This window comes from Variovorax sp. UC122_21 (assembly GCF_044056785.1).
GTDB lineage: Bacteria > Pseudomonadota > Gammaproteobacteria > Burkholderiales > Burkholderiaceae_C > Variovorax.
This window is the reverse complement of record NZ_CP172003.1, coordinates 564,118-582,336: the sequence shown is the minus strand read 5'-3', so window position 1 is coordinate 582,336 and position 18,219 is coordinate 564,118. Positions and strand designations below refer to the sequence as shown.

23 protein-coding genes and 1 pseudogene are annotated in these 18,219 nt (G+C 69.8%); 21 read left to right on the top strand and 3 right to left on the bottom strand.

All coding sequences use genetic code 11. The features are described 5' to 3' along the window. Positions 1-34: 34 nt before the first annotated feature. The gene (locus tag ACHMXE_RS03000) at positions 35-865 is read right to left on the bottom strand and encodes an SDR family NAD(P)-dependent oxidoreductase (RefSeq protein ID WP_395346752.1); all 831 of its coding nucleotides are present in this window, start codon (positions 863-865) and stop codon (positions 35-37) included. 167 nt (positions 866-1,032) lie between these two features. Here ACHMXE_RS03000 and ACHMXE_RS02995 point away from each other — a divergent pair, with 167 nt between their 5' ends. From ACHMXE_RS02995 to ACHMXE_RS02905, 19 genes are all read left to right on the top strand, one after another. Continuing rightward, positions 1,033-1,836: an ABC transporter ATP-binding protein gene (locus ACHMXE_RS02995; protein ID WP_209539928.1), complete on the top strand. Its 804-nt coding sequence runs from the start codon at positions 1,033-1,035 to the stop codon at positions 1,834-1,836. Then, positions 1,836-2,549, top strand: a complete 714-nt coding sequence (locus ACHMXE_RS02990; RefSeq protein WP_057597313.1) for an ABC transporter ATP-binding protein — start codon at positions 1,836-1,838, stop codon at positions 2,547-2,549. The genes ACHMXE_RS02995 and ACHMXE_RS02990 overlap by 1 nt, the downstream gene beginning before the upstream one ends. Before the next feature lie 15 nt (positions 2,550-2,564). Then, positions 2,565-3,437: a branched-chain amino acid ABC transporter permease gene (locus tag ACHMXE_RS02985; protein WP_395346750.1), complete on the top strand. Its 873-nt coding sequence runs from the start codon at positions 2,565-2,567 to the stop codon at positions 3,435-3,437. 2 nt (positions 3,438-3,439) lie between these two features. Continuing rightward, the gene (locus ACHMXE_RS02980; RefSeq protein WP_395346749.1) at positions 3,440-4,477 is read left to right on the top strand and encodes a branched-chain amino acid ABC transporter permease; all 1,038 of its coding nucleotides are present in this window, start codon (positions 3,440-3,442) and stop codon (positions 4,475-4,477) included. A 31-nt stretch (positions 4,478-4,508) separates the two neighbouring features. Beyond that, entirely contained in the window at positions 4,509-4,832 is a 324-nt protein-coding gene (locus ACHMXE_RS02975) for a 2Fe-2S iron-sulfur cluster-binding protein (RefSeq protein WP_209539924.1), read from the top strand. Between the two features lie 44 nt (positions 4,833-4,876). After that, on the top strand, positions 4,877-5,533 hold the full coding sequence (locus tag ACHMXE_RS02970) for a VOC family protein (RefSeq protein ID WP_281081555.1): 657 nt from the start codon (positions 4,877-4,879) through the stop codon (positions 5,531-5,533). A 13-nt stretch (positions 5,534-5,546) separates the two neighbouring features. Next, entirely contained in the window at positions 5,547-6,014 is a 468-nt protein-coding gene (locus tag ACHMXE_RS02965; protein WP_395346748.1) for a DUF3237 domain-containing protein, read from the top strand. Then, the gene (locus tag ACHMXE_RS02960) at positions 6,011-6,799 is read left to right on the top strand and encodes an SDR family NAD(P)-dependent oxidoreductase (protein WP_395346747.1); all 789 of its coding nucleotides are present in this window, start codon (positions 6,011-6,013) and stop codon (positions 6,797-6,799) included. Before ACHMXE_RS02965 ends, ACHMXE_RS02960 begins: the two co-directional genes overlap by 4 nt. A 17-nt stretch (positions 6,800-6,816) precedes the next feature. Then, the gene (locus ACHMXE_RS02955; RefSeq protein ID WP_395346745.1) at positions 6,817-7,581 is read left to right on the top strand and encodes an SDR family NAD(P)-dependent oxidoreductase; all 765 of its coding nucleotides are present in this window, start codon (positions 6,817-6,819) and stop codon (positions 7,579-7,581) included. A 46-nt stretch (positions 7,582-7,627) separates the two neighbouring features. Next, on the top strand, positions 7,628-8,878 hold the full coding sequence (locus tag ACHMXE_RS02950) for a cytochrome P450 (protein WP_395346744.1): 1,251 nt from the start codon (positions 7,628-7,630) through the stop codon (positions 8,876-8,878). Continuing rightward, the gene (locus tag ACHMXE_RS02945) at positions 8,875-9,660 is read left to right on the top strand and encodes an SDR family NAD(P)-dependent oxidoreductase (RefSeq protein WP_395346743.1); all 786 of its coding nucleotides are present in this window, start codon (positions 8,875-8,877) and stop codon (positions 9,658-9,660) included. The genes ACHMXE_RS02950 and ACHMXE_RS02945 overlap by 4 nt, the downstream gene beginning before the upstream one ends. A 75-nt stretch (positions 9,661-9,735) precedes the next feature. Continuing rightward, positions 9,736-10,005 (top strand): hypothetical protein, encoded by a 270-nt coding sequence (locus ACHMXE_RS02940; RefSeq protein ID WP_395346741.1) that lies wholly within the window; start codon positions 9,736-9,738, stop codon positions 10,003-10,005. Continuing rightward, positions 10,002-10,427 carry a type II toxin-antitoxin system PemK/MazF family toxin gene (locus ACHMXE_RS02935; RefSeq protein ID WP_281081556.1) on the top strand — a complete coding sequence of 142 codons (426 nt, stop codon included), beginning with the start codon at positions 10,002-10,004 and terminating at the stop codon, positions 10,425-10,427. Before ACHMXE_RS02940 ends, ACHMXE_RS02935 begins: the two co-directional genes overlap by 4 nt. A gap of 112 nt (positions 10,428-10,539) precedes the next feature. After that, entirely contained in the window at positions 10,540-10,959 is a 420-nt protein-coding gene (locus ACHMXE_RS02930) for a hypothetical protein (RefSeq protein WP_203206848.1), read from the top strand. An 83-nt stretch (positions 10,960-11,042) separates the two neighbouring features. Continuing rightward, a complete protein-coding gene (locus tag ACHMXE_RS02925; protein ID WP_395346740.1) occupies positions 11,043-11,510 on the top strand; it encodes a hypothetical protein in 468 nt (155 codons plus the stop codon). Continuing rightward, positions 11,507-11,803: a type II toxin-antitoxin system RelE/ParE family toxin gene (locus ACHMXE_RS02920; protein WP_203206850.1), complete on the top strand. Its 297-nt coding sequence runs from the start codon at positions 11,507-11,509 to the stop codon at positions 11,801-11,803. The genes ACHMXE_RS02925 and ACHMXE_RS02920 overlap by 4 nt, the downstream gene beginning before the upstream one ends. A 181-nt stretch (positions 11,804-11,984) precedes the next feature. Further along, positions 11,985-12,281: an iron uptake protein gene (locus ACHMXE_RS02915; protein WP_395346738.1), complete on the top strand. Its 297-nt coding sequence runs from the start codon at positions 11,985-11,987 to the stop codon at positions 12,279-12,281. 57 nt (positions 12,282-12,338) lie between these two features. Beyond that, complete coding sequence (locus tag ACHMXE_RS02910; protein ID WP_395346737.1) at positions 12,339-14,012, top strand: PepSY-associated TM helix domain-containing protein; 1,674 nt, start codon at positions 12,339-12,341, stop codon at positions 14,010-14,012. Further along, on the top strand, positions 14,005-14,343 hold the full coding sequence (locus ACHMXE_RS02905) for a DUF3325 domain-containing protein (RefSeq protein ID WP_395346736.1): 339 nt from the start codon (positions 14,005-14,007) through the stop codon (positions 14,341-14,343). The genes ACHMXE_RS02910 and ACHMXE_RS02905 overlap by 8 nt, the downstream gene beginning before the upstream one ends. Here the strand turns inward: ACHMXE_RS02905 and ACHMXE_RS02900 are convergent. Beyond that, complete coding sequence (locus ACHMXE_RS02900; RefSeq protein ID WP_395346735.1) at positions 14,264-15,142, bottom strand: helix-turn-helix transcriptional regulator; 879 nt, start codon at positions 15,140-15,142, stop codon at positions 14,264-14,266. The two genes, ACHMXE_RS02905 and ACHMXE_RS02900, sit on opposite strands and share 80 nt — an antisense overlap. Before the next feature lie 109 nt (positions 15,143-15,251). Between ACHMXE_RS02900 and ACHMXE_RS02895 the strand changes: the two are divergent. Next, positions 15,252-15,659: pseudogene (locus ACHMXE_RS02895) on the top strand (MFS transporter); the annotation flags it as partial. 71 nt (positions 15,660-15,730) lie between these two features. After that, positions 15,731-16,867, top strand: coding sequence for an MFS transporter (locus tag ACHMXE_RS02890; protein ID WP_395346733.1), 1,137 nt, complete (start codon positions 15,731-15,733; stop codon positions 16,865-16,867). Here ACHMXE_RS02890 and ACHMXE_RS02885 read toward each other — a convergent pair. Continuing rightward, positions 16,815-18,026 carry an esterase-like activity of phytase family protein gene (locus ACHMXE_RS02885; protein ID WP_395346732.1) on the bottom strand — a complete coding sequence of 404 codons (1,212 nt, stop codon included), beginning with the start codon at positions 18,024-18,026 and terminating at the stop codon, positions 16,815-16,817. The two genes, ACHMXE_RS02890 and ACHMXE_RS02885, sit on opposite strands and share 53 nt — an antisense overlap. Between the last annotated feature and the right edge of the window lie 193 nt (positions 18,027-18,219).

Below are 18,219 nucleotides of genomic sequence, written 5' to 3'. Positions count from 1 at the left end.
GTCGTCCTTCAGGGAGTGGTGCAAAGAGTTCGTTTCAGTCGGGCGCGCCGTAGGCGCCCGCCTCGAGCAGCGCGCGCGAGCCGAGGTCGGCGCCGTTCCAGCGCGTGAAGAAGCCCGCGGCGCTGCCGCCGTCCACCGTCATCACCGAGCCGGTGACGTAGCTCGCGGCATCGGACAGCAGGAACAGCGCGGGGCCGGCCTGCTCCTCGGCACGGCACAGGCGGCCCAGCGGGTTGCGGTCGACCATTGCGTACCGCAGGTGGTCGGGCGGGATGTTGGCCTGCACGAGCGGCGTGTCGACCACGCCCGGCGCGAGCGCGTTCACGCGCACGCCGAAGCGGCCCCACTCGATGGCGAGCGCGCGCGTCAGGCCGATCACGCCGTGCTTCGAGGCGCTGTAGTGCGCGCGGCCCGCATGGCCGCCGAGGCCGTCGATCGAGGCCACGGTGACGATCGCACCGCGCCGGCGCTCGAGCATGCGCCGGCCCACGGGCTGCAGCGAGCGGAACATGCCCGTGAGGTTGACGTCGAGGCAGCGGGTCCAGAGCTCGTCGGGCATGGCGTGGGCGGGCGCCGGCGGCGAGATGCCGGCGCAGGCCACCATGCCTTCGATGGCGCCGAGCTGTTCCTCGATGCGCGCCACCGCGGCTTCGCAGGCGCCGGCATCGCGCACGTCGAGCGTCTGCGCGACGGCCTGCGCGCCGAGTTCGCGCAGCTCGGCCGCCACGCTCGTGGCGCGCTCGGCCACCGCGTCGACGACGGCGATGCGCGCGCCGCCGCGCGCGGCCTCGATGCCGATCGCGCGACCGATGCCGCTGCCGCCGCCGGTGACGAGGATCACGCGGTCCTGCAGTCCGTAGTCCATGGCTGTGCCTCCACGAGGGGATGAGTGAATGAGGAGTGGGAAGAGGGGAGTGCGGCGAATGTGGCAGCCGCGTCGCGCGGCGTCTGTCCCCGTGGCAAGGGACAGCGCGGCCTGTACCACGGGCAGGGGACTGACGGGCCCGCGATGCGCGGCGAATACTGCCCGCCATGACAACCCCCCTTGCCTCCACCAACGCCGCCGCCGACGTGCTGCTGCGCGTCAGCGACCTCGGCGTGCGCTTCGGCGGCATCGTGGCGCTCGACGGCATCTCCTTCGAGGTGCGCCGCGGCCAGATCTGCGGGCTGATCGGTCCCAACGGGGCCGGCAAGACCACGCTGTTCAACTGCCTGAGCCGCATCTACACGCCGGCCGCGGGAGCGATCGTGTTCGACGGCGTCGACCTGCTCGCGCAGCCGCAGCATGCGATCGCGGCGGCGGGCATCGGCCGCACCTTCCAGAACGTGGCGCTGTTCCCCGCGATGACGGTGCGCGAGAACGTGATGGTGGGCCGCCATTGCCGCACCGGCACCGGCTACCTCGCCAATGCCTTCCGCCTGCCCTCGGTGCGGCGCGAGGAGGCCGAGGTGCGCGAGCGCACCGAGCGGCTGCTGGCCTTGCTCGACCTCTCGGCGCTGGCCGAGACGCCGGTGAAGAACCTCTCGTTCGGCACCCGCAAGCGCGTGGAGATGGCGCGCGCGCTGGTGGCCGATCCCAAGCTGCTGCTGCTCGACGAACCCGCGGCCGGCCTCAACCACGAGGAGGTCGACGGGCTGCGCCAGCTGATCCTCGACGTGCGCGAGCGCTTCCACGTGACCGTGCTGCTGGTCGAGCATCACCTGAACCTGGTGATGCGCGTGTCCGACCAGGTGGTGGCGATGAACTTCGGCCGCAAGATCGCCGACGGACCGCCCGCGCAGGTGCAGGCCGACCCGGAAGTGGTGCGCGCCTACCTCGGCACGGAGACCGCCTGATGGCCGCGCTGCTGGAGGTGAAGAACCTCGAGGCCTTCTACGGCCCCACGCGCGTGCTCGAGGGCATCGACTTCGAGGTCGCCGAGGGCGGCATCACCACCATCCTCGGCGCCAACGGCGCGGGCAAGACCACGACGCTGCGCGCGTTGAGCGGCCTGGTGCGGCGCACCGGCGAGATCCGCCTCGCGGGCCAGCGCATCGATGGCCACAGCACCGAGAAGACCGCCGCGCTGGGCATCGCGCACGTGCCCGACGGGCGCGGCACGCTGGTCAACATGACGGTCGAGGAGAACCTGCGCGTGGGCGCCTACCTGCGCCGCGGCAAGGCCGAGGTCGAGCAGGACATGGAACGCATGTTCGGCTACTTCCCGCGGCTGCGCGAGCGGCGCGGGCAGCAGGCCGGCACGCTCTCGGGCGGCGAGCAGCAGATGCTGGCGATCAGCCGCGCGCTGATGCAGCGCCCGCGCCTGCTGCTGATGGACGAGCCCTCGTTCGGCCTCGCGCCGCTGGTGATCCGCGAGATCTTCGAGATCATGCGCGTGGTCAATCGCGAGGAGGGCGTGGGCATCCTGCTGGTCGAGCAGAACGTCGCGCGCGCGCTCGAGATCGCCGACCACGCCTGGCTGCTCGAGACCGGCCGCACCGTCATCTCGGGCACCGCGAAACAGCTGCGCGACGACGCGCAGATCCGCCGCTCCTATCTCGGCTTCTGACCAGGACCCCACCCCATGTACAGCCTGCTGCAACAGATCGCCTCCGGCATCGCCATGGGCGGCATCTACGCCTGCCTCGGCCTGGCGCTGGTGATGATCTACCAGTCCACCCACCACATCAATTTCGCGCAGGGCGAGATGGCGATGTTCTCCACCTTCATCGCCTTCCTGCTGCTGAAGTGGGGCCTGCCGTACTGGGCCGCCGCGCTCGCCACGCTGGCCTTCGGCTTCGTGGCCGGCTTCGCCATCGAGCGGCTGGTGCTGCGGCCGCTGGGCGACGTGCCCGAGCTCTCGGTGATCGTGGTCTTCATCGGCTTGTTCGTCGGCATCAACTCGCTGGCCGGCTGGATCTTCGGCCACCAGCTCGAACCCTTCCCGAGTCCGTTCCCCGACAAGCTGCCCGGCGGCAGCACGCTGATCTCGGGCCACGAGCTCGGCACGGTCGCGGTGGTGCTGCTGGTGATGGCGCTGCTCTATGCCTTCCTGCGCTTCACCAAGGTCGGGCTCGCAATGCGCGCCTCGGCCGAGAACCCGGTGTCCTCGCGCCTCGCGGGCATCCCGGTGTCGCTGATGCTCTCGCTGGGCTGGGGCCTGTCGGCGCTGATCGGCGCGGTGGCCGGGCTGATGGTGGCGCCCGTGGTCTTCCTCGAGCCCAACATGATGGGCGGCGTGCTGATCTACGCCTTCGCGGCGGCGCTGCTCGGCGGCATCGACAACCCCTGGGGCGCGGTGGCCGGCGGGCTGATCGTGGGCGTGGTCGAGAACCTCGCGGGCACCTACCTCGTGGGCACCGAGCTCGAGCTCACGCTGGCCCTGGTGCTGATCGTGGCCGTGCTGCTGGTGCGGCCCTCGGGCCTGTTCGGCCGCAAGCTGGTGGCGAGGGTCTGAAGATGTCGGCACTGCCCTTCATTCCCGAGCAAGCACCGGCCCTGGCCGCCGATGCCGCGCCCGCGCGTTCGCCCTGGCGCATCGCCGCCTTCGCGCTGCTCGCTATCGCGGCGCTCGCGCTGCCCTTCGCGCTGTCGGACTACCGCCTCTTCCTCGTCACCATGACGCTGATCACCGCCATCGGCGTGCTCGGCCTCAACATGCTGGTGGGCTACAACGGCCAGCTCTCGCTGGGCCATGGCGCGCTGTACGCGCTCGGTGCCTACGTCACCGCGGTGCTGATGGAGCACGGCGGCTTCGCCTGGTGGGCCACCCTGCCGGTGTCGGCCGCGGTGTGCTTCGGCTTCGGCTTCCTGTTCGGCTGGCCGGCGTTGCGGCTCAAGGGCCACTACCTCGCGCTCGCCACCTTCGCGCTCGCGCTGGCCACGCCGCAACTGCTCAAGCACAAGGCGCTCGAGCCATGGACCGGTGGCGTGCAGGGCATCGTGCTGATGAAGCCCGAGGCGCCCTTCGGCCTGCAGCTGTCGGCCGACCAGTGGCTCTACCTGGTGGTGCTGGCGATCGCGGCGCTGATGTTCGTCTGCGCCTGGAACATGCTGCGCGGCCGGCTGGGCCGCGCCACCATCGCGATCCGCGAGCAGCCGACCGCCGCGGCCGCGATGGGCGTCAACGTGCCGCACGTGAAGGCCATGACCTTCGGCATCAGCGCGCTCTACACCGGCGTGGCCGGCTCGCTCGGCGCCATCGCCACCGCCTTCGTGGCGCCCGACAGCTTCGGCATGTTCGTGTCGGTGTTCTTCCTCGTGGGCGTGGTGGTGGGCGGGCTCGGCACCATCTCGGGCGCGCTGGTCGGCGCGGCCTTCATCCAGTTCATACCGAACGTCGCCGACCAGATCTCGAAGTCGGCGCCCTCGGCGATCTTCGCGGGCTTCCTGATCCTGTGCATGTTCCTGATGCCGCAGGGCTTCGTGGGGCTGGTGCGCAGCGTGCTGCGGCGCCTGCGCGGCGGCGAGGCCCCACGTCCCCGTCGAGGGGACTGACGCGAACGAGCGCCTGAGAGAAAGTCCTTCCATGCCCCGTGCCATCTACATCCATCCCGACGGCCAGCGCACCGAGCTCGAGGTCGCCGAAGGCCAGAGCCTGATGCTGGCGGCCACCAGCCACGACCTGCAAGGCATCGTCGGCGACTGCGGCGGCGTCATGAGCTGCGCCACCTGCCACGTGATCGTCGACGAGGCCTTCATCGACAGGCTGCCGCCCGCGGTCGACACCGAGAACCAGATGCTCGACTACACGGCCGCACCGCGCGAAGCGGGCAGCCGGCTGTCGTGCCAGATCGTCATGAGCGAGGCGCTCGACGGCATCGCCGTTCGCATCGCCGACCCTCAACTGTAAGAACACAAGTTCCAAGAGCCGACATCAACACGGAGAAACGCTTCATGCAAGCCACCGCAACCGACAACAGCACCAAGCCCAAGGCCCCGCTGACCCCGAACCCCGGCCTCACGCCGATGATGCTGAACCATGCGGCCTGGGTCACGCCCGACGCGGCGGCCACCACCGACTTCTACACCCGCATCATGGGCATGGAGCTCGCGAGCACGGTGCTCGACGACAGCGTGCCCTCGACCGGCGACGCGATTCCCTACTTCCACATCTTCTTCCGCATGGGCGACGGCTCCACGCTGGCCTTCTTCGAGGCGCCGGGCGTGCCCGCGCCCTCGAAGTCCAGCCATCCGGCCTACGACATCTTCAACCACATCGCGCTGCAGGCGAAGGACCGCGCCGAGGTGACGAAGTGGTACGAGTGGCTGACCTCGCAGGGCGTGGAGGTGATCGGGCCGACCGACCACAAGGGCCTGATCCTGTCGATCTATTTCCACGACCCGGCCGGCGTGCGCCTGGAGATCACCACGCCGCTGGACAAGGAATGGAACCGCCACACCGACAAGGGCTATGCCGACCTCAAGCTGTGGGAGGACTGCAAGCGCAAGGCCAAGGCCGAGGGCCGCGACGTGCCGGAGGCGCTGCTGGAACTGATCCAGGACGTGCGCAAGCGCTACGGCGGCGGCCACGGCGAGAAGGCCGGCGAGTGAACGGCGCGGCGGCATGACACCGATCGAACTGCGACCGCTCTTCACGATCAAGGCCGAGGTCACGGCACCGGCCCAGCTCGTGGGCGCCGTGCCGCACGGCTACACGCGGCGCGTGATGTGCGTGAGCGGCGGCCGCTTCGAAGGCGAGCGGCTGCGCGGCCGGGTGCTGCCCGGCGGTGCCGACGTGGTGCTGGAGCGGCCCGACGGCGGCCTGCACCTCGACGTGCGGCTGGTGCTCGAGGTCGAGGGCGGCGGGCTGGTCTACATGACCTACAGCGGACGCCGCAACGGGCCCACGCCCGAGGTCATGCGCAAGATCGTGAATCGCGAGCCGATCGCGCGCGGCGAGGACTACTTCCGCGTCGCGGTGCAGTTCGAGACCGCGGCACCCGGCCTCGAATGGCTCAACGACCGCATCGCGGTCGGCACCGGCACGCGCGAAAGCGACGGGCCCGTGTACGACGTGTGGGAAGTCGCATGAAGCGCTTCGAGGGTCGGGCCGCCATCGTGACCGCCGCGGCCTCGGGCATCGGCCGCGCCATCGCGCTGCGGCTGCATGCCGAGGGCGCGCGCGTGCTCGCGGTCGACATCAACGCCGAGGGGCTCGCGCAACTGCCGCGCGACGAGCAGCTGCAGGTCGTCGCCGCCGACGTCACGGCCGACGGCGCGCCGCAGGCCATCGTCGACGAATGCCTGGAGCGCTTCGGCGACCTGCACGTGCTGGTCAACAACGCGGGGCTGGGCAACTGCCCGCCGTTCCACGAGACCACCGACGACGACTACCGCAGGTTCGCCGACATCAACCAGAAGGCCACCTTCATGGTCACGCGCGCGGCCTTCCCGGCGCTGATCGCGGCGCGCGGCGTGGTGCTCAACATCGCGTCCACGCTCGGGTTGGTGGGCTACCGGCGGCAGGCCGTGTACTCGATGGCCAAGGCCGGCGTGATCGGCCTCACGCGCAACCTCGCGGCCGACTATGCCGACCAGGGCATCCGCGTCAACGCGATCGCGCCCGGCATCATCGCGACGCCGCAGACCGCTTCGCGGCTGAACACCGCGCGCTTCCAGGCCACCATCGTCGGCACCACGCCGATGGGCCGGCCCGGCCTGCCCGAGGAGGTGGCCGGCGCGGCCGCCTTCCTGTGCAGCGACGACGCGGGCTACGTCACGGGCCAGGTGCTGGCCGTCGACGGGGGCCAGACCACGAGCGCCTACATCAGCGAACCGCTGGTGCAGTGCTGGGCCGAGGCCCATCCGGACCGCTGAATTCCAGGAGTCTTTTCATGCGCATCGCACTCATCACCGGCGCCGCTGGCGGGCTGGGGCTGGCCAGCGCGCGGCGGCTGGCCGAGGATGGCCTGACCGTCGCCGTGGCCGACCTGCATGTGGAGGCCGCCGAGCGCGCCGCCGCTGCCCTGCCAGGCAAGGGCCACATCGGCCTGGGCTGCAACGTGGCCGACGAGGACAGCGTGCGCGCCGCCTTCGACACGGTGCAGGAGAAGCTCGGCAGCGTCGGCGTGCTGGCCTGCTTCGCTGGCATCCTCAGCGCGCAGCCCGCGCCGGGGCGGCTGCCCACGGTCGACATCACGCTGCATGAATGGGACACCGTGCTGCGCGTGAATGCGCTCGGCACCTTCCTCTGCGTGCGCGAGATGCTGCGCCGCTGCGGCGACCAGGCCATCGAGCACGGCCGCATCGTCACCGTGGCCTCGCTCGCGGGGCAGATGGGCGGCATGCAGAGCGGCGCGGCCTACAGCGCCTCGAAGGGCGCGGTGCTCGCGCTGTCGAAGGTGGTGGCGCGCGAGGCCGCCGCGCTGGGCATCACCGTCAACACCGTGGCGCCGGGACCGATCGACACGCCGATGCTGCACCAGACCGTGCCCGAGGCGCAGCGCGGCCAGAAGTACCTCGGCACCGCGGCCGTGCCGCTGGGCCGCATCGGCACGCCCGAGGAGATCGCGGCCGCGGTGTCCTACCTCGTGTCGCCTGGCGCCGGCTTTGTGACGGGCGCCACGATCGACGTCAACGGCGGCATGTTGATGCGCTGACTGCTTCCGTTTCCAAGAACAAACACCCACGCCAGGAGACTTCCCGATGAATGCCATTGCCGGTTGCCCCTTTCATGCGGGGACTTCGCCGTCCGCCGACTTCAAGCCCTACTTCAGCCCCGAGCTGCATGCGGCCTTCGAGACCCAGCGGCGCGACGAGCCCGTGTTCTGGTGCGAGGAGATCGGCTACTGGGTGCTGACCAAACACGCCGACGTCTACAGCGTGCTGCACGACGGCGCGCGCTTCTCGTCGCAGAACACCACGCGGCCCGTGACGCCGATGCATCCCGATGCGCAGGCGATCCTCAAGGAGGGCGGCTATGCGCAGACCGGCAGCCACTCGAGCCTCGACGGCGCGGTGCACAAGCGCATCCGCGGCGTGACCGGCCAGGTGCTGAACCTGCGCGAGTTCGTCAAGCTCGACGGCCACATCCGCCGGCTCGTGAACGAGGCCATCGACCGCGTCGAGGGCAAGGATGCCGTCGACCTGCTGCGCGAGGTCAACTACGAGTTGCCGGCGCAGGTGGTGTTCAAGGTGCTGGGCATTCCCGATTCGGACATCCCGAGCGTCAAGCACTGGGCCGGCGCGCGCAGCGTGATCGACTTCAGCCCCGCCACCCATGCCGAGCAGCTCGAGGGCGCGCGGAACATGGTGGCGTTCTGGCAGTACTGCACCGAGATGGTCCGCGAGCGCGAGAAGCATCCGCAGGACGACTTCACCAGCCGCATGCTCGAGATCCGCAATGCCGACGACGCCGTGATGACCATTCCCGAGATCATCACCCACACCTTCGGCGTTGCCTTCGCGGGCCACGAGACCACCACCAACCAGCTCACCAATACCTTCCGCAGCCTGCTCGAGAATCGCGAGCAGTGGGAGGCGCTGTGCGCCGATCCCTCGCTCGCGACCAACACGGTGGAGGAGGGCATGCGCTATGCGGGCGCCGTGATCGGCTGGCGCCGCATTGCGCTCGAGGACGTGGAGTTCCGTGGCGTGACGATCCCGAAGGGCGCGCCGATCGTGCTGTCCTTCGCCTCGGCCAACCGCGACGAGGAGGTGTTCGAGAACCCGCAGCGCTTCGACATCCGCCGCGCCAATGCGCGCAAGCAGCTCACCTTCGGCAACGGCGTGCACTTCTGCCTGGGCGCGCCGCTCGCGCGGCTTGAGATGAAGATCGTGTTCGAGGAGTTCGCCAAGCGCTTCCCGCGCATGCGGCTGGTCGAGCCCGATCGCGCGACGCACCTGCATACCTTCGTGTTTCGCGCGCCGAGCGCGCTGGAGGTCACGCTGCAATGAGCGCGCCCGTGTTCGAAGGCCGGGTGGCGGTCGTCACCGGCGGTGCCAGCGGCGTGGGGCTTGCGCTCGCGCGCCAATTGCTCGAGGCCGGCGCGCGCGTCGCCATCGTCGACCGCGACGAGGCGGCACTGCAGCGCGCGCTCGAGGGGCTCGATGCACGCGATGCGATCGGCGTCGCGGCCGATGTCGCGCAGGAGGCCGACGTGCGGCGCTACGTCGACACGGCGCTGCGCAAGTTCGGCCGCATCGACCTGTTCCACAACAACGCCGCCATCGTCGGCCCGCAGTCCTCGCTGCTCGAGTTCCGCATGGAGGACTTCGAGCGCATCTTCGCGGTCAACGTGCGCGGCGTGCTGCTCGGCATGCAGGCCGTGGCGCGCGCGATGCGCGACCAGGGCGGCGGCACCATGGTCAACACCGCCTCGGTGTCGGGCCAGCGCAGCAGCCGCGCCGAGGCCGGGCTCGGCGTCTACGGCGCCTCGAAAGCCGCGGTGATCCGCATGACGCAGCAGGCGGCACTCGAGTTCGCGCCGCTCGGCATCCGCATCAACGCCATCTGCCCGGGGCCGATCGACACGCCGTTGTTGCGCAGCACCTTCCTGGTCGACGGCCGCACCGAGGCGCAGGCCGAGGCCGCGCTGAAGCAGCATTTCCTGAACCAGCCGCTCCGACGCGCGGCGACCGCGCAGGAGGCGGCGAACCTGGTGTTCTGGCTGCTGGGGCCGCAGGCGAGCTTCGTGACGGGTGGGGTTTACAACGTGGATGGGGGGATGACGGCCTGAGCGAATGACGGCAGCCTTGAGATGCCTATTCGATACATATAAAATATGTATTCTTTGCTCCTCTCGGAGGCCACGATGTCCGCCGCCACCAACCAGCAATCGCTGAAGCTGAACTTCAAGGAAGACACGCTGACCACAGTGTCCAGAGACGCGTTGCGTGCGCTGGCCAAGAAGCTGGGCTTCAACGAAACGCAGACGGTCTTGTACGCACTCGCAAGACTGCGAGACGAGGTCTTCGTCGAGCAGGACGGAGAGCGCCTGGTTCCGCTCACGAAGACGCAGCATCAGGCCATCGCGCAGGCCGAACCGAGGAAGAAGGGCAAGGTCATCGATTCGCTGCTGTGAGCGGGCTCTACTGGAAGCCTCGGCCGCGGCTCGGGGACATCGTCGAATGCTGCTTTCCGCAGCAGGTGGGCGTTCCCGGTCCCAAGAACCGTCCGGCATTGGTGCTGCAGGTGGAAGAAGCGGCCGACGACCCGAGCGGCTCGGTGGTGGTGGTCGCGTATGCCACCTCGCAGAACACCTCGATGGTGTACCCGGGAGAGTTTGTCATCGAGGCCAGCGAAAAGACGGGCCTGACCAAGGCAACCAAGTTCGATCTGGTCAATCATCATCGTCTTCCCTTCGATGACGCCTGGTTCGCGCCCGCGCCCGGAAAGACGCCGAGGTATCCGCGGCGCGGACGGCTCGACCTGCAGGATGGGGTGGTGAAGCGCAAGCTGCAGTCGGCCATTCTGGAAGCCAGGAGCCAGCCCAAGGGCTTCTGAGGCAGCGTCGCAGCCAACGAAAGCCGGCTTGTCGACGCCTTCGCAATGCGTGCATGAGCGGCTACAGTCCGCCTCGGCCCCGGCAAGCGCCGCGAGGTCGCGGAGGATCCCGATGCTCCCTATCGTCGTCGCACTCGCCGCCACCGTCGTCCTGCTGGTCTGGATGGGCTTCTTCATGATGGGCTCGCTGCCGCTGCTCGTGCTCAAGCACGACACGCCGCTGGACGGACGCTTCATCCGCGGCCTGTTCAACGTCTACTACGTTGCGGTGATCCTGACGGCGAGCGCCGCGGCGCTCAGCTATGTCTGGTCGGGCAAGCTCGTCTTCGCGCTCGGGGCCGCGGTCATCGGCGGGCTGGCCTTCGCCCTGCGGGGCTGGATCATCATCCCGCGCATGGACGCGCTGCGCGGCACGATCCCGGGCGTCGATGCCTCGATCGTCGCGTTCCGCAAGCTGCACATCGCGGGGATGCTGGTGAACGTGGCACAGCTGGCGATGGTGGCCTGGGCACTGACGCAATTGAAGATGTGATGGGGGCCTTGATCCGGCGCCGCGCTTTGCACGATTTCAACAAGTCTTGCACAATGGACGTTGTTTGAATGCAAGGAGGCACCATGCAAAGCATGACCCTGGAGCAACTCCGCACCGCCACCGAAGCTGGCGGTGTTTCGAGCGTGACGCTCAAGGGGCAGGGGGGCGCGTTTCTCGTTCAGATCGCCACGCGCAACGGCGGCGGTGCCGTTCTGGCGAAGGCCCGCAGCACCGAGCCGCGCCGCTTCGGAAATCCGGCCACCGCGTTGAGCGTGCTGCGCGACCTGGGCATCACCGTCGGGCAGTTCGATGCCAGCGAGTGGAATCCGGCCGAGCGCGAACCCGTGGAGCGTTCCACCGACAACCGTGCGCAAGCCCTGCGCAAGGCGCACGAAGCCGCGGCCTACAACGAGTGGCTGGCCGCGGAAATCCAGGAGGCCGTCGACGACCCCCGGCCGAATCTTTCGCACGATGAAGTGATGGCCCTCATCGAAGCCGACATCGCGGCCCCGACGGCCGCACGAAAGCCCGCCGCGAAGAAACGCGCATGACGCGGTGCCGCATCGAGTGGCGGCCGAAGGCGGTCGACGATCTGCGTGCCATCGTTCGCTACATCGGCAAGGACGACCCCGCGCGTGCACGCAGCTTCGGCCAGGAGTTGCGCGACAAGACCCTGCCCCTTGCGCAGCACCCTGAACTCGGTCGCAGCGGAAGACCTGGTCTGCCGAGCCACGTGCGCGAGCTGGTCGTGCATCGCAACTACATCGTGTTCTATCGCGTGCTGCACGAAGCGCGCATCGTCGAGATCCTGCGCGTCAAGCACGCGGCGCAGCAGACACCTTGAGCGCCGCTTCGAGTCGAATGTCCTTCGGATCGTGACGAGATCGGGCCCGCCCGAACGCGCTTGATAGAATGAGAACGACTATCAATTGCCTCGGACGGCCGCGCCTGCGCGCCCGCTGAAACGAGGCTGGCACCGGCAAGGCATCGCGCCTGCCCCCGTCGTCCACCCCGTCGAAGAAACCATGGCCCAGAACGCTGTCCCCGCCCTGCAGATCGTCTCCCGCATCGGCGCCGCCGTGGTCGGCGGCTATGCGTTCTCGTGGGGTTTCGTCGCGCTCGGCATCGGGCTGCTGTTCGCCGCGGGCATGCCGTTCCACGATGCCGAGTCGCTCGCCAGCATGCTGGCCTTCCTGGTGTTCCTGGTCGCGTTCCTCTGGGCATTCTCGGCCGCCAACATCAAGCGCGTATGGCTGGTGCTGGCCGGCGGTGGCCTGTCGATGACGGCGGCGGCATCGCTCGTGCAGCGGGCGCTGCTCTGACCCGACCCGACCCGACCCAACCTGAATCGACCCATTCCCCCGCGAGGAGAGACTTCCGTGTTCCAGAACTTCCGCCTCTCGATGGCCTGGCTCCACACCTGGTTCGGGCTGGTGCTCGGCTTCGTGCTGATGGTCGTGTTCTTCTTCGGCTCGCTGTCGGTGTTCGACCGCGAGATCGACCGCTGGGCGATCCCCGAGACGCGCTTCGAGCCGCAGCGCATGCCTTCGTTCGACCAGGTGCTGCTGCCGCTGTTCAAGGAGGTGAAGCCCGCCCCCGCCAACATCGAGCAGGCGCGCTCGCGCGTGAACGGCCCGATGGCGACGAGCTTCGAGCCCAAGCAGTGGCTGGCCTACACCACGCACCGCGACCCGGTGCTGAGCATCTATTCGGGCTTCATCCTGCCCAATGCCAAGGACCCCGAAGACGCGGTCTGGGGCTACGCCACCATCGACCCGCGCACCGGCAAGACGCTGTCGGAAGACCGCCTGAAGATCGGCAGCGACTTCTTCTACCCGCTGCACTACAGCCTGCACATCAACTGGCTGAACCTCGGCACCTGGATCGTCGGCTTCGCGGCGCTGGTGATGCTGATCGCGCTGGTGAGCGGCGTGGTGATGCACCGCAAGATCTTCCGCGAGCTGTTCACCTTCCGTCCGGCCAAGCACGTGCAGCGCAGCGCGCTCGACCTGCACAACCTCACGGGCGTGGTCGCGCTGCCCTTCCACTTCATCTTCGCGCTGTCGGGGCTGGTGGTGTTCGCGGGCGTCTACTTTCCCGTGAGCCACACCCAGCTCGAGCCGCTGCACGAACTGCACGAGAAGCTCGAGGCCAAGGAGACCGGCCTGCCGCACGACCGCGCGGGCACGCCGGGCACGCTGGCCTCGGTCGACGCGATGGTGGCCGAGGCCCAGCGCCGCTGGGCCAGCCGCGGCATGGCGGGCGAGGTGGGCATGCTCAACGTGCAGCACGTGAACGATGCCAACGCCTACGTCAGCGTCTACCGCGCGGGCACCGACCGGGTCACGCTCACGGGCGAGGGCATCCACTTCAACGGCGCGACCGGTGAAGTGATCCGCGAAGACCCGGCGCCCACGGTGGTCGCGGGCATCAAGGACTTCCTCACCGGCCTGCACCTGCAGCACTTCAGGCACTGGCTGCTGCGCTGGTTCTACGTGCTGGGCGGGCTGGCCGGCTGCGCCTGCATCGCCACCGGCTTCATCTTCTTCGTCGAGAAGCGCAAGCGCCAGCATGCGAAGCAGGGCCTGCAGGGCGCGCGCTGGGTCGATGCCTTCGCGGTCGCGACGGTGCCGGGCCTGCTGGTCGCGACCTTCTCCATGCTGGTCGCCAACCGCCTGCTGCCGGCGGAGCTGCCGCTGCGCGGCAACTGGGAGATCGGCGTCTTCGCGGGCGCCTGGCTGGCCTCGCTGATCCATGGCTTGTGGCGCACCGCGCCCACGGCGCAGGGGCGCCTGGCGCCGGCCTGGGCCGAGCAGTGCTGGGCCGTGGCGCTGTTGGGCGTGGCCGCCGTGCTGCTGAACTGGATCACCACCGGCGACCATCTGCTGCGCACCATCGGCAGTGGCTACTGGCCGGTGGCGGGCGTCGACCTGTCGGTGCTCGCGGCGGCCTCGCTGGCCGTGGTGGCGGCGCGCATGCTGCGGCGCCGTGCCGGCGCGACCGCCGTCTCCACCGTGGCCGCTTCGAACGCATCGGCGGTGGCCCGTGTCTGAGGCCCTGATGCTCGCGGCCGCGTTGGCGGCCAACCTCGTGGGCGCGGGCCTGTTCGCGCTGTCGATGGACGTGCACTGGGAGCAGGCGCGCCCCGGCACGGCCTACCCGGTGCGCATGGCGCGCGTGCTGCGCGTGCTGGGCGCGGCCTGCCTGCTCGTGTCGCTGTTGCTGTGCCTGCGCGTCGACCATGTCTCGATGGCCTCGCTGGTCTGGTTCATGGCGCTCGCGGGTGCCGCGCTCGCCGTGACCTTCACGCTGAGCTGGCGGCCGCGCTGGCTGGCGCCGCTGGTGGCGTGGATTCCCGCGCGGCCGGCGACGACGTCTCGCTGAGCGGCCCGGCGCGGTCCTCGAAGTACACCACCATGCGCAGGTGGCGGTACTCGTCGACCGTCAGCGCCTCGTGCTCGAAGGCCACGCGCCGGCCTTCGTCGAGCAGGGCCGAGATGCCGCGCGAGGGCTGCGGATCGCGCGGCGTGTCCCACCAGCGCCGGAAGTCGGGCGACAGCCGCCGCAGCTGATCGACCAGCGCCAGCATCGCGGGATCGTCGGGCGCGACCGCGAGCTCGCGGCGAAACGCGGCCAGCAGGCGCGGCGCATCTTCCTTCCACTCCGGCAGGCGCCGGCGCAGCTCGGGATCGGCAAAGGCCAGGCGCAGGAAATTGCGCTGCGCGGGCTCGCGGCCCGAGAAGCCGAACAGCCGGTCGGCCGCGGCATTCCACGCGACCACGTCCCAGCGCAGGTTGGTGACGTAGGCCGGGCGCGCGACCAGCTCGTCCATCATGCGTTGCACCAGCGGCGGGATGCTCGGCCAGTGATGGGCCTCGGCCGAGGGCGGCCGCTGCTGCGCGAGCAGGAACAGGTGGCAGCACTCGGCATCGTCGAGCCGCAGGATCTTGCCGATGCGCAGCAGGAAGGCTTCCGAGACGCCGATCTCGCGGCCCTGCTCGAACCAGGTGTACCAGGTGATGCCCACGCCCGCGAGCGCGGCCACCTCCTCGCGGCGCAGGCCCGGCGTGCGGCGCCGTCCGCCGCTGGGCAGGCCCACGTCCGCGGGCGCGAGCCGCTCGCGATGGGCGCGCAGGAAGGCCGAGAGTTCGGTGCGCGTGCGGTCGAGCGATCTAGACGCCATGGCGCGCCGCCTTGCGTATTGCTGCCAGTAATAGCATGAGAGGAAATATTGTCCTGTTGCCGATCCGTTCCCAGAATGATCGCTCCTTCATCATTCAGGAGTGGCTCGCATGGCTTTCGGTCTCAACCAGCACAACGGCAACAGCGTTGCGACAACGCCGCCGGCGCGCGCGGGCCTCGCCCAATGGGCCGGCCTCGCCATGCTCGCGCTGCCCACGATGCTGCTCGGGCTCGACGTGACGCTGCTCTACCTCGCGCTGCCCAGGCTGGCCGAGGACCTGCAGCCCAGCGCCACGCAGGCGCTGTGGATCATGGACGCCTACGGCTTCATGATCGCGGGCTTCCTGGTCACGATGGGCGCTCTGGGCGATGCGATCGGGCGCCGCCGCCTGCTGCTGATCGGCGCCGCGGCCTTCGCCGTCACTTCGGTGCTGGCCGCCTTCGCACCGAGCGTCAACCTGCTGATCGCCGCGCGGGCCCTGCTCGGCATCGCGGGCGCGGCGCTGATGCCGTCCACGCTGGCGCTGATCCGCAACATGTTCCTCGATGCGCGCCAGCGCGCGCTGGCGATCGGCGTGTGCGGGCGACCATGTTCGCCTTCGGCATGGCCGCGGGGCCGCTGGTCGGCGGCCTGTTGCTTGCGCACTTCTGGTGGGGCTCGGCCTTCCTGGTGGCCATTCCGGTGGTGCTGCTGCTGTGGATCGGCGGGCCGCTGCTGCTGCCCGAGTACCGCGCACCGGAACGCGCGCGCCTCGACCTCGCGAGCGTCGCGCTGTCGCTGGCGGCGATCCTGCCGCTGGTCTATGTGGTCAAGCAGAGCGCGAAGAGCGGTTGGGGCCTCGCCACCACGCTGGCGCTGCTGCTCGGCATCGCCTGCGCGATCGCGTTCGTGCGGCGCCAGCGTGCGCTCGCGAATCCGCTGCTCGACATCGGGCTGTTCGCCGACCGCAGCTTCAGCGTCGCGCTCGGCGTGCTGCTGGTCGGGCTGACCGGCGTCGGCGGCGCGCTGCTGCTGGTGACGCAGTACCTGCAGCTCGTGATCGGCCTGCCGCCGGTAACGGCCGGCCTGTGGATGGCGCCGCCCGCGCTCGCGATGCTGGTGGCCGGCATCGGCGCGCCGCTGGTCGCGCGGCGCGTGCGCCCGGGTTTCGTGATGGCCGCGTCGCTGGCGCTGTCGGCGCTGGGCCATGGCCTGCTCGCGCTGCTGCCGGTGATGCCAGCAACGCAGGGATTGGGCTGGGCGGTGGCCGGATATTCGCTGATCTACCTGGGGCTGGGAACGCTGGCCGCGCTGGGCACCGACCTCGTGATCGGCGCGGCACCGGCCGCCCATGCGGGCTCGGCCTCGGCGCTGTCGGAAACGGTGCAGGAGCTCGGGGTCGCGCTCGGCGTGGCGATCTTCGGCAGCCTGACGACCGTGGTCTACCGCTCGCGCATCGCCGAGCACCTGCCGCGCGAGCTGCCCGAACAGGCGGCCCGCGCGGTGGAAGAGGGCCTCTGGACCGCGACCTCGCTCGCGCCGAGCCTGCCCGCGGGCCTGCTCGACGAGGCCCGGCACGCCTTCGTGGCCGGGCTCGGCGTGTCGTCCGCCGTGGCGGCCGCGGGGATCGCGGCCCTGGCCGTGGTGTCGGCCGTGGCGCTGCGGCGCATCGCGATCCCCGCGCCGCGCGCGCTCAAGCCTTCGCGGGCGGCAGCGCCAGCGGCTTCGGCAGCCGGATGCGGATGAACTCGTTGCCGTCCACCTTGTTCGGCAGGCGCGAGGGCGAGCCGCCGGGGTAGTTGTTGTCGTTCACCAGCATCAGCGTCTGCGCGTCGGCGATCGTCACCACCTCCACGCACTCCATCGGGAAGGCGAAGACGCCGTCGATGGTGGCGTCGCCGCCCAGGCCCTTCGGGTCCTTCAGCGCCATCAGGTCGACGATTTCTTCCTTCTCGAGGTAGCCGCTGCTGTCGACCTGCGCGAGGTCGATCCTGTAGACGCGCTTGAAGCGCGCCGCGTTGCGCCAGGTGCCCGAGGCCGGGAACTTGCCGCTGCGCACGTCGCCCGCGCCGCTGTCCTTCTCGACCACGAGGAACTCGGTGTCGTTGATCGCGACCATGTCGTTGACGCTGTAGACCTCGGTCTCGAGGTTGCCGTCGCCGTTGATGCGCTGGCCGGTGCTGACCTTGTAGGCGTAGACGCGCGGCTCGAAGTTCTGCGAGGCCAGGTCGAACACGCTGATGATGCGGCGCTGCGCGTTGTCGCCGTTCATCTCCTTCTCGTACATCGCGTAGAGCTTGGTGCGGCTGGCGTTGATCGCCATGCTTTCCAGGCCGCCCGAACCGCCGAGGTTGGCCACCGAGGCGTTCGACTGGATGTACGGGTTGTTCGGCGTCTGCACCAGTGGATTGGCGCCGATCTTCGCGAGGTTGGGCATCTGCACCTCGCGCGCGACCAGCCGGCCCTGGCGGTCGAACTTCAGCAGGAAGGGGCCGAACTCGTCGCCGATCCAGAAGTTGCCCTGCGCATCGATCTGCAGCGACTCGGGGTCGATGTCGTAGCCGGTCAGCAGTCGGCCCGAGACGATCGTCGGGTCCACCGCCAGCGTCTGGCCGGCCGGCGACACCGAGGCGCCGGGGTAGTTGACCATGTCGGCCACGGCCGGATAGCCGAGGTTGCGATAGGGGTCGCTCAGGCGGATGTAGCTCTGCTCGCTGAAGGACGCGAGTGTCTCGCCGGTCTGGAAGTTGGCCGGGATCACCTGGCCCTTGGCCCAGTCGAACTTCACCGCGTAGATGTGCAGCAGGGCATCGGGCGAGGCGGCGCGGCCGCCGAAGCCGTTGTCCTGCATCGCGTAGAAGACGCCCGGCATGCCGCTGGGCACCAGCGCCGAGAAGCCCTGCATCGGCTGCTTGCCCTGGAAGGGCAGGGTGTAGCCGTAGGTGTCCTTGGCGCGCGTGTAGTCGCCGCCCCGAGATGAACTGGCCCGAGGTCGGGCCGGCCACGTAGCTGTCGGCCGGCAGCACGGCGCGGCCGGTCAGCGTCGGGGCCGTGACCTCGGGTTCGGCCACCGGCGCGGGCGCCGGTGCGGGAGCGGG